Genomic DNA, 14,218 nt, shown 5'->3' on the forward strand with positions numbered 1-14,218 from the left:
AACCCCTTTTACACAAACCATCTGACACCCTCGGGCCTACTTCCTTTAAAGCTAGAAACTGCAGCGAAGCTCGACGGGACCGCACGTCTGTGGCGATGACATGAGGAACGCTGTGCACCACATCGAACTCTGGACAAGCGACGTGGAAGCCGCAACGCCGTCCTTCGACTGGCTCTTCGCCACTCTCGGCTGGACCCTGGATCACGATCCCGCTCGGCCAACCGGACGCATCTGGCAGCATCCCAGCGGCGTCTACCTCGTACTGGAACAGTCACCCGACATCTCCGGACCCCTGGAACGAACCCACGCTGGCCTCAACCACCTCGCCCTACGCGCCATCGAACTCATGATCGGCTGAACATCCGCATCTGCCGCGACCATCGCGTTCGCGAGCATCTCATCATGCTCATGTGCGGCCGAGCATTTCAACGCGTATGAGTAGAATTGGGCCATGGATCTGCGCTTCCCGCCACCGCTGGCTCACGGATCGCTTGTCGGTATCACGAGTCCTTCATCCGGTGCGTCCGGCGTGTTGCAGCCTCGCGTCGACGCCGCTCTGCAGGCGATCCACCAGCACGGTTTGCAAACTCGGGTCGGGGAGTGCATGAACGGCGATGGGCACGTTAGCGCACCCGTCGCCCAGCGCGCCGCCGAGTTCCAGGCAATGCTGCTCGATCCCGAGATCCAGGCAATCGTTCCACCGTGGGGCGGTGAGACCTGCATCGACCTGATCCCGCACCTGGACTGGGACGCCATCGCAGCCGCTGAGCCCACCTGGGTGGTCGGCTTCTCCGACATCTCCACCCTTCTGGCACCCCTGACCCTGCGGGCCGGGTGGGCCACCATCCACGGCAACAACCTCATGGACACGCCCTACACGGCGCCGGACGGACTGGTGGACTGGCTCGACATCATCACCATGCCCACCGGCACCACATTCACCCAGATCTCACCCAACGCCCATCGCCAGAGCTTCGTCGACTACGTCGAACACCCCGAGGTGGACACCTACGAACTGGAAACCCCATCCCGCTGGGAACGCTGGGACCAGCCCGACCAGGACCTCGCCGTGAAAGGCCGTCTCATCGGCGGTTGCATCGACACCATCGCCCACCTCGCCGGAACCTCCTACCTCGACACCACGAGCCTCGCCACCGATAGCGAGGGCCTCCTCGTCTATGTCGAGGCCGCCAGTGAAAACGCTGGCTGCATCGCCCGCAGCCTCCACGGGATGCGTCTCAACGGCTTCTTCGACCAAGCCAATGCCATCCTCGTCGGCCGCACCTACGCACCCAACATCCCGGGCCTCACCCAGAAAGACGCAGTCCTCGACGCCCTCACACCGCTCGGCGTCCCGATCATCGGCGGTGTCGACTGCGGCCACTGGGCACCCTACATGCCCCTGGTCAACGGGGCCATGGCCGTCGTCGAGCACGACAGCGCCTCCAGCATGATCCACCAGACCCTCGCCTGAACCACGTCCTCTTCTGCCGCGCAGTGTGCTGACAGCGTTCAGCGGAGTAACCCTGGTGGTGTCTAGAGCTGGTCGCCAAGATTGATGAGCCAGTTGATGCCGGCGCCGGCGAGGGTGGCTGTGCCGAGGGCGACGAGGAGGCCGGCGTGGGCTTTGGTGGCGGTGGTGTGGTTGCCGTGGGCGGTTGCGATGGCTCGGCGATGGCGCTGATGAGCATAGCGAGTGGAGTGCTACGCGTTTCGTGGGCAGCGACGAAAAACAGATTTAATCGAACTTGTGAGGCATAACTCTGTATTATGTCAGCACCAAAATACAGCGAAGAATTCAAACAACAGGTCGTGTCGGGGGTCGCCGAGAAACCCCTGCACGATCAGTGAGGTGGCGAAGTCTTACGGTCTGGTCGCACAAGTTAATCGGGCCCAGTCGCGGTCAAGGCGTATGGTAATGTCCACGGCAGCGGCTTGTCTCTCTTGAGATTCTTTGCGACGAGACAGTTTGAATTGTCTCAGATCGAACAAGCCGTCCCCACCTCCTTGGGGCAAAGCATTAGTTAGGGAAAGTCAAAGCGCCCCTATGAATAAGCCTCTTTGCTGATCGACACCTCGCCCGTGAACAAACCTCGCAGGAGTCTAGGCCGCATAGGACCTCACCCAAGACTGGCCGCTTTTCCTAGGAGCAGCACGGCCTCGGGCAACGGCGTCGAAGACGAGCCGAGACTCGTCGACCGTCTCTCCCGTAAATTTACTCAGCTGACTATCAGGCCATGCCCCCACGGAGCTTACGCCATACGGAAAGTATGCCAGCCAAGGAAGATGTTTACGAGATGATCAGCGGAAACGTTTTGCCGCTTCTCGGATCTGGTCAGCAAATTTGTAGATGTCCGTCGGCTTGTCGATAGGATGCCTGGCCTCTTTCTTGTCTTTGTCAAACAGGCCAAGGTATTTCACCGAGGCAGCATTGAACCACAGACGGCAAAGAGGTTTACGGTTGTTGTCGTCAACGAGAACACCGCAGTAGGACTTCGTGTCTCGCATGACGATTCTCTCGGGCTCGATCTCGGCCACGGCAATGGCCCGGACGATGTTGTAGCCCTCCAACTCCTCCAAGGTGGTCTCGACACCATCAGGATGTTGCTCCTGCGCCCCGGAGTCTTCCGGTTCCTCCACCGGGGCCGCAGCGGGGATCACGGGGGCTTGCCCTTGAAGCGCGTTCTTCAAGCGTTCGTTGACCTGATCCCCGAGCCACTGGGCGCACGCTTTCGCGATGAGGGGCCGGAAGAACTCTTTCACCTTGACGGTAGCGGAGCGTTCGTAGACGTGTGAGATCAGCAGTCGCTCGAAGTCCTCGCTCGGCTCCTTGAACAGCCTCCCGATCTCGCGCTTCAAACTCGAGACGTACTTGAGCTCCTCGGCGGCGCTCAGGACGGAATCGAGATCGAAGGCGGGTTTGGTGAGTTTCTTCAGCTCGGGCAGCGTGTGCGGATCCACATCCGCCAAGTCAAGTTGCAGGAAGGGCCGCTCGTCCATGCGGTTCGGACGGTCCAGGTCGGTGAAGAAGCACCAGAGCTGCCCGTTCGTTAGTACACCGATACGTGCGTTCGACACGTGGAAGTAGCGGAACAGCTGCGAAGCGTGGTTGATGTCGAGCGGGGTGCCGATTTTTTGCACTCGATGAGCATCTGAACCTGTCCATCGCGCTGAATCGCGTAATCGATCTTCTCACCCTTCTTAGTTCCCACGTCAGCGGTGAACTCCGGGATGACCTCCGAAGGGTCAAAAACATCGTATCCGAGAACTTGCGCGATGAATGGCATGATGACTGCGGTCTTCGTCGCCTCTTCCGTTTCCAGCGTCGCACTGAAATCTTCAACCTTCTTGGCGATTGCGCTGATCGCTTCCTCGAACCCCATTGTCGGCCTCTCCATCAAGATCGGCTACCGTGCCGATGCTGCGCGTCATTTTAGCGGCTGAGACAAGGGTGTGACACACGGGATCCCGAAGTCATCACACCAAGGCCGCGCCTGGACTTCGTTAGAAACAACACGTCCGCCCCTTCTATATAGGCGAACGCACTCCAGTGGGTCAGTTAACCGCGTTGCAGTTGTCCTCCATCACCAGCCGCAGGCGTCAGGCAGGGGTCGAGTTCGTTCCGCGTCAGAGCACTTATTTCTGCGATGCATTCCGGCAGGGACTCGAAAGTTATGGGCTGTTTGCCTGAGGCACGGCACCCTATGGGCGCGCAGGGCGACATCTGCTTGTCTCTTCCCGTGGTGAGGCAACGCTACCAACCGTATGGCCGACAGGGTATAGCACCTAGGGCCCGCGACCGCCTTCTGGGCTGCCTATTCAGCTGGAGGGACTCCTAGTCGTCGACGCCACTGCCACCCCATCCCCAACCACACCAGCACGACCAAAACCACAAACACCATCGACCTCGCTGTACCCAACGGCTACCTTCGTAACAGCCACCCACCTCAGCGTTACCTCCCGACTCCCCGGCAACTAAAACGCCCTCCAGGAGGATCTCCTAGAGGGCGGCACCCACATTCACTTGGGTGATGTTTCGTGTAAGTCGCTTGTGGTGGAGCTAAGGGGATTCGAACCCCTGACCTTCTCATTGCGAACGAGACGCGCTACCAGCTGCGCCATAGCCCCGAGTACCGGACGATGGTAGCACCAGCATCCGGCGGTGTGGCAAATCGTCACTGCCCCACGGCCCTGGGCCAGTGGCTCTCCTCCTCCATGTCCCAGTCGGCCGGGGCGGCCCGTCGCGGCTTCGGCCCCTCCAGGCGGTCGGCGGTTGGGATGATGACCGTGTTGGTGACGGGGGCCGACAGGTCGATGGTGCGGACGGTCCGCGGCACGAGCGGCTTCGAGACGTAGGTGGGGGCGATCACGGGGATCGGGTCCCACAGCGGGCCGGTCGTCTCGGGTGCGGTCAGGTCGACGGAGAACTCGCGGGAGGTTTCCTCCTCCTCGACGGCCTTCATCATCGAGGTGGACTCGCCGTCGGTGTAGCCCGCCTTGACCTGGGCGGCCTTCTCGTCGAAACGGCGGTGCATCTGCTTCACACCGGCCCGAGCGGAGACCAGGAACGCCACCAGCGCGACGACGGGGATCGCGACGGCCCAGCCGGGCACGATGTTGAAGACGCTGAGGCCCAGGCACAGCAGGGTAATCACCCCGAGCACCGTGACCATGCGGCGCCGCCGCATGGCCGCCGCACGCGCCATCAGGCGCAGTTCGGTGAGCTCGGCCCTGCGGGTCAGGGGCGTGGAGACCTCGACGGGAGGCTCGTCCTCGTCGTAGTCGGCGATGGTGTTCTCACGCAGGATCCGCATGGAACCGGAGAAACGTTCCGCCGGGTCCCCGTCAAGGGCGTCGATGTCGTCCCTGTGCACTGACAGCCAGGGCAGGCCGAAGGCCAGGACGGCCAAGACCAACACACTGATGACAATTCCCGCGAGCACGATCACACGTTAAACAACACCGGCGTGATTCGCCTCCGCGGCACGCCGCCGACCCGCCGAGAAACCTGAAAAAAACTCAGGATTTGTCCAGGAGCCAGCATTGAACGGCTTCTCCAGGGCGCACCAGCTCGGTGTCCTCGTCCAAAACGATCAAAGCGTTTGCGCGGCCCAGTTCCGCCATGGCAAAAGGGTCGCTGATCCGGGTGGCGGTGCGCAGCCGCCCGTCGTCGATGACCTCGGCGCGTAGCAGGTGCCGCTGCCCCCAGATCGAGCGCATCGTGGTCCTGGCTATGGCCCTGACGGGTTTGCGACGCACGTCGGCGCCCATGAGGCGCCGCAGCAGCGGCCACACGAACACCTGGAAGGACACGTAGGCCGACACTGGGTTTCCGGGCAGCATCACCATCGGAACGCGTTCCTCACCGATCAAACCGAAGGTCTGGGTGCGTCCTGGTGACATCGCCACCTCGACGGCGTCCACCAGCCCCAGTTCCGACATGGCCTCGGCCACCGCCTCGTACTCCTCGCGGCGCCCCCCGGTGGTGGAGATGACCAGGTCCGCGCGGATCAGCTGATCGGTGATGGCCTGTTTCAGTTCCTGTTTGTCGTTGGAGTGCACGGCCACCCGGAAGACCGTCGCCCCGGCCGCCCGGGCGGCGGCGGAGATCAGGAAAGAGTTGGCGTCCGTGGACTCGCCGTAGCCGACGCTCTCCCCCGGTTCCACCAGGTCCGCGCCGGAGCTGACCACCACCACGCGCGGCCTGGGCCGCACCAGCACCTTGTCTATGCCCGCGGCGGCCAGCATCCCGACGCTGCGGTCGGTGAGTACCTCCCCCTCGGAGAGCAGCCGGTCCCCAACCGCGAGGTGTTCGCCCGCCGCCCGCAGGTACTCGCCCTCCGCCACTTCCTGGATGATCTCGATGCGCTCCCCCACGATCGTCGCGTAGGAGTAGGGCAGGACCGCGGTGGTGCCGCGCGGAACCACCGAACCGACGTCTACGGGCACGGCCTGCCCCACCCCGAGGTGTTCCGTCCCGGTGACGAGCTGGAGCGACTCCACCAGCTGGTCGTTGTCCCACAGGTCGGCGGCGCGCACGGCATAACCCGCCACCTTGCTCGTCGAGTTCGGCGGAACGTTGATCATGGAGTCGATGTCCTCGCAGATCACCTGATTCCACGCCTCCAGCACCGACATGCCGAACGGTTTGAGAGGTTCGACGAGTTCAAGCAGGTACTCGACGTGGTCCTGGACGCGGCGCAGCCCGTTGAGATCCGGCTCGGGCGGCGGAGGAAGGGTCGGAACGGGGATCTCCTCCACAATCTGAGGTTCCTCTTCCACATGCTTCCTGCGACCGAAAAGCGCCATGTTTCTACGATAGGCCAATGGATTTCACACATGAGAAGGGCGCGCTGCGAGAAACCATCACCGCGCGACGCAGGGCGCTGGACGAGACCGGCTGGCGGAAACTCGACACACCCCGCCTCGAAGCGCTTCTGGGCCAGCTACCGGATCCCGGGGTAATCGCCATCTACGCCTCACGGCGGCACGAACCCGACACCCTGGCCGCCATCGAGGAGCTGCGCAGGCGGGGCTGGCAGGTGCTGCTCCCGAAGCTGTCCCGGGAACCGGACTGGGCCTGGGCCACCGACGAACTCCGTCCCGGTTGGGCGGGCATTCCCGAACCCACCGGCCCAGGCATGGGAATCGAGGCCCTGGGACAGGCGGACGTGGTCGTGGTGCCGTGCCTGGCGGTTTCCCGTGACGGCTCCCGGCTGGGCATGGGGGGCGGATGGTACGACCGGGCGCTCCGGCATTGCCGCCCCGGGACACCCGTCTGGGCACTGGCGAACGCCGACGAGGTGCTGCCGGCGCTGCCCAGCGAACCGCACGATCTTCCCGTCGACGCCGTGGTCACGGAGAACGGATTCACCCGTCTCGGGGCGGGGAGCGTATCCTGATTCGCGTTTGTCCACCGAAGCGGGAGCGTGAATGCCCACCTATCAGTACCGTTGCACGGCCTGCGGTAAGGAACTCGAGGCCGTCCAGAAGTTCTCCGACCCTGCCCTGACCACATGTCCGGCTTGCAGTGGCGACCTGCGGAAGGTCTACAGCGCCGTCGGCGTGGTGTTCAAGGGTTCCGGTTTCTACGCGACGGACTCCCGCAGGTCGACCTCCGCGTCCAAACCAGCGTCCGGCTCGGAGACCAAGACGGATTCGGCCCCGGCCAAGTCCACGGAAACCGCCAAGGCCGCGTCCTGAGGGGATCCGCAGCGATTCGGGGTGTGGAAAAGTGATCCGCGGGGACCTTTTCCGCCCATAACGAGGATGTGGAGAGTTTCATCAGGCGCCTTGGGCGCTTCCTGAGCTGGCATCGACGCGCCGTCGCTGCCCTGTTGGCGGGCCTCGGCGCCTTTGCGATGGTGGCCCACCTGTCCCCTAATGACCAAGACCGGGTCCCGGTGGTGGTCCTGGCCCGTTCCGTGGCCGCGGGGACGGTGCTGAAGAGCGACGACCTGAAGGTCGCACGACTACCCTCCGACGCGCTCCCCGGGCAGCGGTTCCCGGACCCCGGGGAGTGCGTTGGCCAAACCTTGGGCTTCGGGCTGGAGACGGGCACCGTGCTTCAGCCCGGGATGCTCGCGGCATCGCCGTCGCTGGCTGAGGGGCGGTCTCTGGTGCCGGTTCTGATCCGCGACAACTCTCTGAGGTCGTTGATGTCCCCCGGCACCCCGATCACGCTGGTACTTGCCGATTCGGGGCAGGTGATCACCGCTGACGCCCGGGTCTCCGCCATGCCCGGCAAACCGGAAGGGACTCTGTTGAATCCGAGTGGCGGTGCCAAACCCCTCATCTTGGTGGACGTTCCCGCGGCGGTCGGCCCCGAGGTTTCCGCTCTGGGACAGCAGGGAAAGCTGACGGTGATCCTCGGAAACGAGTCCTAGAGACCTTGGAAACCCGTTCCAATTGGCCCCCGCGATGACGAATCCCAAGGGCCCGGAAACCCCGGATTTACGATTGTCCCTGTCCCGAAGAAGACGCTTCGGCGCCGGTGGCGTCATCCGATTGGCCAGAATCCGCCTTCAAACGGCGTTTGGGGCCGGGAACACTGGCTTTGCCCGACGCGATCTGCATAGAGTGAGTCCGGTCCCCGATAAAGAGGGCCACCCGGGCCTGAATCCCCAGACTCCGGGCCGCTTCCCAGCCATCCACGGGCCGGGCACAGGAGGAATGCAGTTGAAGGGTTTCAAGGAATTCATCATGCGGGGCAATCTCGTCGAGCTTGCCGTCGCAGTCATCATCGGTACCGTTTTCTCCGCGGTGGTCAAGGAGTTCACCGCCGTTCTCATGGGCTTCATCGGCAAGATCGGCGGCCAGCCGGACTTCTCCGGAGTGACCCTCTTCGATGTCAATATCGGCCTGTTCATCAATGCGACGATCACCTTTCTGATCACCGCAGCCGTCGTCTACTTCTGCGTGGTGAAGCCGTACAACGTGCTGCGCGATCGTTTCTTCCCGAAGAAGGAAGAGGAGAAGGGCCCCAGCTCCGAGGAGCTGCTCACCGAGATCCGCGACCTGCTCCGCAGCCGCGGCTGATTCCAACGACGTGCCGCTCCGCTGGGTGGAAGAGCTTCGGCGAGCATTCACCCCCAGTGGGGCGGCCGATCCGCCAGCAGCCGACGCTCGTCGGCGCTGAGCGGACGCACCGGGGCCTGCGCCCGGGACCTAGTCCCGGCCAGGCCCAGTTCATTTCTCACCCGGGCCAGTAACGCATCGAAGCGCGCAAACCCCAGTTCCCTACGAACCTCCAGGTCCACCGGGAAGGGCCAGGGAAGCCGCCGACGCATCCGCTCCTCCCGCAGCACGGTCAGCCGTTCGACGTCCCAGCCGAGCCGGGTCAGTTCGGCTGCCAGGTCGGCCGCGTCGCCGGCGACCGGTAGAGTCTCGCCCGTCAACGCCCGGGCGAGCTCCACCGCCTCGTCGGCCAATCTCAGGCGCCCAGCACGGTGCCGGCGGGAACGACCCGTGGCGTCCCCTCGTCGGGCAGGTCGACGGAACCCACCACCTTCACGCCCGGCTCGAAACTCCAGTCACCCTCGACCCGGAGGCTCTCGGCCCCGCGCAGCGACGGGGGCTGCGGGATGCGGGCATCGAACTTCTGGATGGTCTTGTAGTACCTGGAATCCAGGCTGATCCCGGGCGTGGCGGAGCGCGCCACGAGATGCCCGTTCTCGTCGAGGTCGTAGACGTCGGAGCGCAGCAGCAGCAGTTCGTTGGTGGTCTTGACGGGCTGGAACCGGTCACGGCCGACACAGATGGCGGTGGCCCCCGGGAACACCTCGATCGCCGCCCCCATCGCAGTCTCCACCTGAATGACCTTGGGCGAGTCGGGATCGGCCGGGTCGACCGTCTTCTCGTTGCGGATCATCGGCAGGCCGAGCACCGCGTCGCGTTCGCGAATGGTGTCGAACAGGCGTTGCAGGTCGAACCACAAGTTGTTGGTGTGGAAGAACGGGTGCCGGTGCTCGTCGGTGAAGTAGTCCATCTCCTCGGGTGCGGTCTGAGCGGTGTCGCGGAGGATGAGCTGCCCGTCGCGTTTGCGGACGGCCAGGTGCCCACCCTTGCGGTCGTTGACGGTGCGGCGGCACAGTTCGGCGGCGTAGGGGGCACCGGACGAGGCGAACCAGCCCGCCAGGCGGGCATTCGGGGTGGCCCCGAGGTTGTCTCCGTTGGAGATACAGGCGTAGCGGAAACCCTTCTCGATGAGGCGTTGCAACAGGTTCTGTCCCCACAGAGCGGTGTAGAGGTCGCCGTGGCCGGGTGGGCACCACTCCAGCGACGGATCCTTCGGCCACTCCACCGGGGTAAGGTCGTCCGCCCTGAGTTTCGGTTCCTGGTTCTGCAGAAAACTAAGCGGCAGGTCGTCGACGGGAAGGTCGGGGTAACGTTCCAGGTGGGCCAGGGTGTCGGCATCGGTGCGGAAGGAGTTCATGAACAACAGCGGCAGCGGGGCGTCCCAGTCACGCCGGGCTGCCCGCACCTGTCGCACGATGAGGTCCAGGAAGTTCAGGCCGTCACGCACCTCGAGGAGGTTCTTGGCCCTGTCCAGCCCCATCGACGTGCCGAGCCCGCCGTTGAGCTTGATCATGACGGTGGCGCCGATCGCTTCGCGGGCCTCGCCGTCGCTTACCTCGATGTCATCCAGCATCGGCGGGTCGAGCAGAGGTTCGATGCTCTCCTCCCGGATCAACCCGGTCTCCCCCGATTCCAGTAGGCGGTAATAGTGCGAGAACACCCCAATCGCGCTGCCATCCACCCCTGCCTCCCTCATCTTGCAAAGGGCGGCTTCCAAACCCTGCTGTGACACTGCTGACCTCCGTTCTGGGTTACAGGACCATCCTAGGTGTCCGGGTGCGTCATGTCTGGCTGCTGCCCACTGGATCGGGCGATCTGGTTCCTCACCATTGCAACCGTTACGTGAGATGTCGGGAGGTAGCTGGCGAGGACCCATCGCACCCATCCCAAAGCCCTCGCATCGACAGGGCATGTTCTGAAGGCCGCCGGCAACAAGCCCACAACCCAGTCACAGCCCGAGGCCTGCGAGTAATCGTTATTCTAAAGAATACTTGCCGGCATGACTGCACCGGTCAGAGGAGAAGACCATGACCGACCACACCCACCCCGGCGTAGCCTCCTGGGAGGCTCACCTGGTTGCACTCCAGGCCATCGCCACCACCCCAACACCAGAAAGCGTCACCCTGTGAACCGGCCACCAGCCACGCCGGGGCACCGCGTCGCCGCACTGCCAGATGTCGCGCTTCAGCCGGGGGAACCGCCAGCCACTGATTGGTGGGCAACGGACCAGGACACATTGGTCCGCTACCTGCTCTCGCTACGGGAAGTCCCGCCGGGCCGCCCCAGGATCATTGCCATCGATGGCCGGGGCGGATCTGGCAAGACCACGCTGGCGGCACTCCTGCAACGAGTCATACCCAAGACCGGTGTCCTGCACACCGATGACCTGGCCTGGAATGAACCACTGTTCCAGTGGGATCACGTTCTGATCGACGCACTGGAGCAGCTCCATGCGACGGGCGCGTTAACCCTGACCCCACCCGCGTGGCGGGCTCATGGCCGCGAGGGCCACATCGTGATTCCACCCGGGACGACGACGGTGCTGGTGGAGGGCACCGGCGCCGGTATGCGCGCCGCCACCCCGCTGCTCGATGCGCACCTGTGGGTCCAGACCGCCGATGACGTGGCGCAGGAGCGAGGCCTTCGCCGGGACATCGCCGAGGGAGTCAACGGCGATGCGGTGGAATCCGTGCGGTTCTGGCACCACTGGATGGCCGCTGAGCGAGCATTCTTCGCCGAGGACCGGCCCTGGGAGCGTGCGGACGTCATCCTGTGCGGTGTCACCCTCCCGGGACTGGGCGCCGGGGAAGTGGCCTGGAATGGGCCATCCACCCCCTGACATGAGAGGTACGGCCCATCTCGCCGGGAGGTTGGAACAGCCGGTCAGACCACAATTACCGGCCGCGGTACCTCATGGCTGGTTTTCCGGTTGCGTGAGATGAAACCCATGCAAACCACGGAGGGCGGAACCCACGGGAAATCGAGGTACTCGCCACCTCCGGCCTGAAGGGCTTGGTTCCCCGTGCACCCTCACCATGGTTTCGACACGAGCTGCTCCTTCGTCGCGGCCCGGCTCAACCAACTTCGAAAAAGCAAAGCCGGGGACAGCGCATGAACGCCCTTCCCTGAAGCCGGTTGAGCCAGCACGTGAGCGCCAGCGAACGGCTGGGTCGAAACCACTGGCATCCGGCAGGCCGGCCCGATCCCAGTCACCACAGTTCCGACTCAACCAGCTGCCCGGCTCTCACTCGAAGGCGATCTCCAGCTCCTTGGCGACCGCCCGGAGGCGTTTGTCGCGGGTCCACAGGCAGGCCCCCGGGACCACCAGGACGGAGCCGATGAGGTTGACGTCAACCAGGCTGAGGCCGCGACCCCACAACCGTCTGGTCTCGACGAGGTGCAGCAGTTCGTCGTCGTGGAGGCTGGGGAACCGGTACAGGTTCGACAGGTATGACATCCGCACCGTGCGGGCGGGCATGGAACTCAGCGACAGCTCCCCGATGACCATGGCGTGGCAGCCTGCCTCGTCTCCGCGCAGCAGGCGCACCAGACGCAGGTCGCTGCGACGGAAGTGGTCGATCCAGACGGAGGTGTCGACGAGGATCACTTCGCGAGGTCCCCGAGGTCCCGGGTCCGCGACGATATCTGCGCCTCCGGTTCGGTGCCGCCGAGCGCGGCCAAGCGGCGGGCGCTCTCGACGCGAATCAGCGTCTCGAGGCCCTCACGGAGCAGGACGGAACGTTCCTTGACGCCGGTCAGTTCCTGGGCGCGTGCCACCAAGTCGTCGTCCAGGGTAACGGTGGTTCTCATGAGTCGTCCTCTCCGGCATCAAACGTAGCATCAGCTGATGCCCACGATGGCGTTGCCGCCGTGTTCCGAGCCTTGATCGAACCACACACCCGGGCCATCAGATTTTTCGTCACCTTGACGAGGACCGCGGATGCGCGCGACCCGCGGACATCGCCCGGCGGCCCGGGGCCCGCTGATTCAACCGGGCAGCACCTCGGCAATCAGGTTTTCCAGCAGCTCGGTGGCCCCCCGGGGTTCCAGGCCGCCGACCAGAACCCGGATGGCCAACCCCTCGGCCGTCGCCATGAGACGCAGGGCGACGGCGGAGGCGTCGGCGACTCCGCATTCACTAAGCAGCGCTGCCGCCTCCTGCACTCCCCCCGCGTGGCCCCGCTGCACCAGTTCGGCGATCACGGGGTCGTCGACGCTCTTGGCCTCGTAGGCCAGCCAGATCGAGGTCCCGATGGCGAACTCAGGGGTGGCCGGGATCCGCCCCAGGACGAGCCGGCGCAGTTTTTCCACGGGGGTGGTGTCGTCGACGGCCTCGAACCGCTGGGTCGCGGCCTTCAGGAGTTCCCGGCAGCTGTCGCGGACGAGTTCCTCCCGCGAGGCGTAGTAGTGCTGGATGCGACCCACGGAAACCCCGGCCTCGGCGGCGACGGAACGCAGGGTCACGCCCTCGATCCCCCGCTCGGCGATGACGGCCCACACCGCCTGCGCTATCTCCCGGCGTCGCACGTCGTGATCCACCAATTTCGGCACGGGACAAGCATAGAGGTTTTGACGATGCACTTGCATTGCCAAGGAAACAGTGCAAACGTATTGCCATGGTCGCAGAAGTTTCCCCGGAACCCACGCCACGCCCCCCACGCCGGAAGCGCCGTCGGTTGCTGATCCTGACCCTGGTCGTATCGCTTGTCGCGAACGCTTTCCTGCTGGCCACGCGCGGCGGTCCGAGGGTCGGGCAGTGGCGCAGTGCATCGGCCCGCGAGACCTACCTCGCCGCCTACCGGGAGGTGATGGCGGGCATGCCCGCGGCGCAGGAGTGGGATGTCGCGACCTCCTGGGGCACGGTGCACGCCACCTTGTTCCCGGGGCCGGAAGGATCAACCAAAACGCCCATCCTGCTGCTGCCGGGGTGGGGAGCGGGCATTCCGATGTGGCGCGTTCTCCTGCCGGTCCTGACCCGCGAACGCCCCGTCTACGCCGTCGACGCCCTGGGGGACGCGGGACTCAGCAACCAGTCGGTGCCACTGAAAGCCCCCGATGCGAACGCCGGCTGGATAAGCGAGGCCCTCACCGCGATCGGGGCCCCACCCGTGCACGTCGTCGGGCATTCCTTCGGCGGCTGGCTGGCCACCGACTTCGCCCTGCGGCATCCCGAGCAGACGGTCTCGCTGAGCCTGTTCGACCCGGTGCAGACCTTCTCCTCCCTGAAATGGGAGGTCTACCTGCTGGCCATCCCCGCCTCGATCCCGCTGCTACCGCAGTCGTGGCGCGACGCCGCCCTGGCGCGGATCGGCGGCAACGAGGCCATCGATCACAACGACCCCCTGGCCCGCATGATCGACGCGGGAACCAAGGGATACTCCTCCGCCCGCGACCTCCCACCACGGTTCACCGACACCCAGCTCGGTTCCCTGGGCATCCCGGTGTACGTGGCGATGGCTGGAAACAGCTCCATCCTGTCCGATCCCCCGGACGCGGTGCGCCGCGCCGAGAAGCTGGTGCCAGAGGTGGAGGCGAGCCTCTGGGAGGGTGCGACGCACTCGCTGCCCCTGGAGGAACCGGAAAAGGCCGGGGCCGCGGTCCTCGATTTCATGAACCGCCACGAGCGCCCATGAGGGCGATG

The 14,218-nt window shown here is 64.8% G+C and carries 18 protein-coding genes and 1 tRNA gene; 9 read left to right on the forward strand and 10 right to left on the reverse strand.

What is annotated here, in order from left to right; translation table 11 throughout:
• The first annotated feature begins 100 nt into the window (after positions 1 to 100).
• Both EL272_RS12325 and EL272_RS12330 read left to right on the forward strand, forming a co-directional pair.
• Positions 101 to 358, forward strand: a complete 258-nt coding sequence (locus EL272_RS12325; RefSeq protein ID WP_244926079.1) for a VOC family protein — start codon at positions 101 to 103, stop codon at positions 356 to 358.
• Positions 359 to 451: 93 nt separating this feature from the next.
• Entirely contained in the window at positions 452 to 1,474 is a 1,023-nt protein-coding gene (locus EL272_RS12330; protein WP_061788124.1) for a S66 family peptidase, read from the forward strand.
• 62 nt (positions 1,475 to 1,536) lie between these two features.
• Here EL272_RS12330 and EL272_RS15805 read toward each other — a convergent pair whose 3' ends face one another.
• A complete protein-coding gene (locus EL272_RS15805) occupies positions 1,537 to 1,665 on the reverse strand; it encodes a DUF6112 family protein (protein WP_244926157.1) in 129 nt (42 codons plus the stop codon).
• A gap of 636 nt (positions 1,666 to 2,301) precedes the next feature.
• A complete protein-coding gene (locus EL272_RS12335) occupies positions 2,302 to 3,141 on the reverse strand; it encodes a restriction endonuclease (RefSeq protein ID WP_244926080.1) in 840 nt (279 codons plus the stop codon).
• A gap of 147 nt (positions 3,142 to 3,288) precedes the next feature.
• Here EL272_RS12335 and EL272_RS15810 point away from each other — a divergent pair, with 147 nt between their 5' ends.
• Complete coding sequence (locus tag EL272_RS15810) at positions 3,289 to 3,444, forward strand: hypothetical protein (RefSeq protein WP_244926081.1); 156 nt, start codon at positions 3,289 to 3,291, stop codon at positions 3,442 to 3,444.
• A 608-nt stretch (positions 3,445 to 4,052) separates the two neighbouring features.
• On the opposite strand, the gene EL272_RS12340 is transcribed toward EL272_RS15810, so the two are convergent.
• From EL272_RS12340 to EL272_RS12350, 3 genes are all read right to left on the reverse strand, one after another.
• Positions 4,053 to 4,128 (reverse strand) — tRNA-Ala (locus EL272_RS12340).
• Positions 4,129 to 4,175: 47 nt separating this feature from the next.
• Positions 4,176 to 4,943 (reverse strand): hypothetical protein, encoded by a 768-nt coding sequence (locus EL272_RS12345; protein WP_126409450.1) that lies wholly within the window; start codon positions 4,941 to 4,943, stop codon positions 4,176 to 4,178.
• 76 nt (positions 4,944 to 5,019) lie between these two features.
• Positions 5,020 to 6,282 carry a molybdopterin molybdotransferase MoeA gene (locus EL272_RS12350; RefSeq protein ID WP_014847539.1) on the reverse strand — a complete coding sequence of 421 codons (1,263 nt, stop codon included), beginning with the start codon at positions 6,280 to 6,282 and terminating at the stop codon, positions 5,020 to 5,022.
• Between the two features lie 44 nt (positions 6,283 to 6,326).
• Here EL272_RS12350 and EL272_RS12355 point away from each other — a divergent pair, with 44 nt between their 5' ends.
• The 4 genes from EL272_RS12355 to mscL all read left to right on the forward strand — a co-directional run bounded on the left by EL272_RS12355 (position 6,327) and on the right by mscL (position 8,538).
• A complete protein-coding gene (locus tag EL272_RS12355; RefSeq protein WP_061788126.1) occupies positions 6,327 to 6,902 on the forward strand; it encodes a 5-formyltetrahydrofolate cyclo-ligase in 576 nt (191 codons plus the stop codon).
• A 31-nt stretch (positions 6,903 to 6,933) separates the two neighbouring features.
• Entirely contained in the window at positions 6,934 to 7,203 is a 270-nt protein-coding gene (locus EL272_RS12360; RefSeq protein ID WP_014847541.1) for an FmdB family zinc ribbon protein, read from the forward strand.
• Between the two features lie 68 nt (positions 7,204 to 7,271).
• On the forward strand, positions 7,272 to 7,886 hold the full coding sequence (locus EL272_RS12365) for an SAF domain-containing protein (protein ID WP_014847542.1): 615 nt from the start codon (positions 7,272 to 7,274) through the stop codon (positions 7,884 to 7,886).
• Positions 7,887 to 7,920: 34 nt separating this feature from the next.
• Positions 7,921 to 8,538 (forward strand): large conductance mechanosensitive channel protein MscL, encoded by a 618-nt coding sequence (gene mscL, locus EL272_RS15815; protein ID WP_234028367.1) that lies wholly within the window; start codon positions 7,921 to 7,923, stop codon positions 8,536 to 8,538.
• A gap of 47 nt (positions 8,539 to 8,585) precedes the next feature.
• Here mscL and EL272_RS12375 read toward each other — a convergent pair whose 3' ends face one another.
• Both EL272_RS12375 and EL272_RS12380 read right to left on the reverse strand, forming a co-directional pair.
• Positions 8,586 to 8,930 carry a hypothetical protein gene (locus tag EL272_RS12375; RefSeq protein ID WP_061788127.1) on the reverse strand — a complete coding sequence of 115 codons (345 nt, stop codon included), beginning with the start codon at positions 8,928 to 8,930 and terminating at the stop codon, positions 8,586 to 8,588.
• Between the two features lie 2 nt (positions 8,931 to 8,932).
• On the reverse strand, positions 8,933 to 10,309 hold the full coding sequence (locus EL272_RS12380) for a UTP--glucose-1-phosphate uridylyltransferase (RefSeq protein ID WP_061788128.1): 1,377 nt from the start codon (positions 10,307 to 10,309) through the stop codon (positions 8,933 to 8,935).
• A 393-nt stretch (positions 10,310 to 10,702) separates the two neighbouring features.
• Here EL272_RS12380 and EL272_RS12385 point away from each other — a divergent pair, with 393 nt between their 5' ends.
• Positions 10,703 to 11,416, forward strand: coding sequence for a uridine kinase family protein (locus tag EL272_RS12385; RefSeq protein WP_244926082.1), 714 nt, complete (start codon positions 10,703 to 10,705; stop codon positions 11,414 to 11,416).
• A gap of 405 nt (positions 11,417 to 11,821) precedes the next feature.
• Here EL272_RS12385 and EL272_RS12390 read toward each other — a convergent pair whose 3' ends face one another.
• The 3 genes from EL272_RS12390 to EL272_RS12400 all read right to left on the reverse strand — a co-directional run bounded on the left by EL272_RS12390 (position 11,822) and on the right by EL272_RS12400 (position 13,128).
• Positions 11,822 to 12,184 (reverse strand): type II toxin-antitoxin system VapC family toxin, encoded by a 363-nt coding sequence (locus EL272_RS12390; RefSeq protein ID WP_014847549.1) that lies wholly within the window; start codon positions 12,182 to 12,184, stop codon positions 11,822 to 11,824.
• Positions 12,181 to 12,387: a type II toxin-antitoxin system VapB family antitoxin gene (locus EL272_RS12395; protein WP_014847550.1), complete on the reverse strand. Its 207-nt coding sequence runs from the start codon at positions 12,385 to 12,387 to the stop codon at positions 12,181 to 12,183. The genes EL272_RS12390 and EL272_RS12395 overlap by 4 nt, the downstream gene beginning before the upstream one ends.
• Before the next feature lie 177 nt (positions 12,388 to 12,564).
• The gene (locus tag EL272_RS12400) at positions 12,565 to 13,128 is read right to left on the reverse strand and encodes a TetR/AcrR family transcriptional regulator (RefSeq protein WP_159424567.1); all 564 of its coding nucleotides are present in this window, start codon (positions 13,126 to 13,128) and stop codon (positions 12,565 to 12,567) included.
• Positions 13,129 to 13,193: 65 nt separating this feature from the next.
• Between EL272_RS12400 and EL272_RS12405 the strand changes: the two genes are divergently transcribed.
• Complete coding sequence (locus EL272_RS12405) at positions 13,194 to 14,210, forward strand: alpha/beta fold hydrolase (protein ID WP_244926083.1); 1,017 nt, start codon at positions 13,194 to 13,196, stop codon at positions 14,208 to 14,210.
• Positions 14,211 to 14,218: the final 8 nt, after the last annotated feature.

The sequence above is a fragment of the Arachnia propionica genome (assembly GCF_900637725.1).
In the GTDB taxonomy this organism is placed as follows: domain Bacteria; phylum Actinomycetota; class Actinomycetes; order Propionibacteriales; family Propionibacteriaceae; genus Arachnia; species Arachnia propionica.

Excerpts from the sequence above, each read along its gene's own strand:
- EL272_RS12325 (WP_244926079.1), top strand. The coding sequence starts at position 101 with ATGAGGAACGCTGTGCACCACATCGAACTCTGGACAAGCGACGTGGAA.
- EL272_RS15810 (WP_244926081.1), top strand. The coding sequence starts at position 3,289 with ATGACTGCGGTCTTCGTCGCCTCTTCCGTTTCCAGCGTCGCACTGAAA.
- EL272_RS12360 (WP_014847541.1), top strand. The coding sequence starts at position 6,934 with ATGCCCACCTATCAGTACCGTTGCACGGCCTGCGGTAAGGAACTCGAG.
- EL272_RS12395 (WP_014847550.1), bottom strand. The coding sequence starts at position 12,387 with ATGAGAACCACCGTTACCCTGGACGACGACTTGGTGGCACGCGCCCAG.
- mscL (WP_234028367.1), top strand. The coding sequence starts at position 7,921 with ATGACGAATCCCAAGGGCCCGGAAACCCCGGATTTACGATTGTCCCTG.
- EL272_RS12355 (WP_061788126.1), top strand. The coding sequence starts at position 6,327 with ATGGATTTCACACATGAGAAGGGCGCGCTGCGAGAAACCATCACCGCG.
- EL272_RS12405 (WP_244926083.1), top strand. The coding sequence starts at position 13,194 with ATGGTCGCAGAAGTTTCCCCGGAACCCACGCCACGCCCCCCACGCCGG.
- EL272_RS12330 (WP_061788124.1), top strand. The coding sequence starts at position 452 with ATGGATCTGCGCTTCCCGCCACCGCTGGCTCACGGATCGCTTGTCGGT.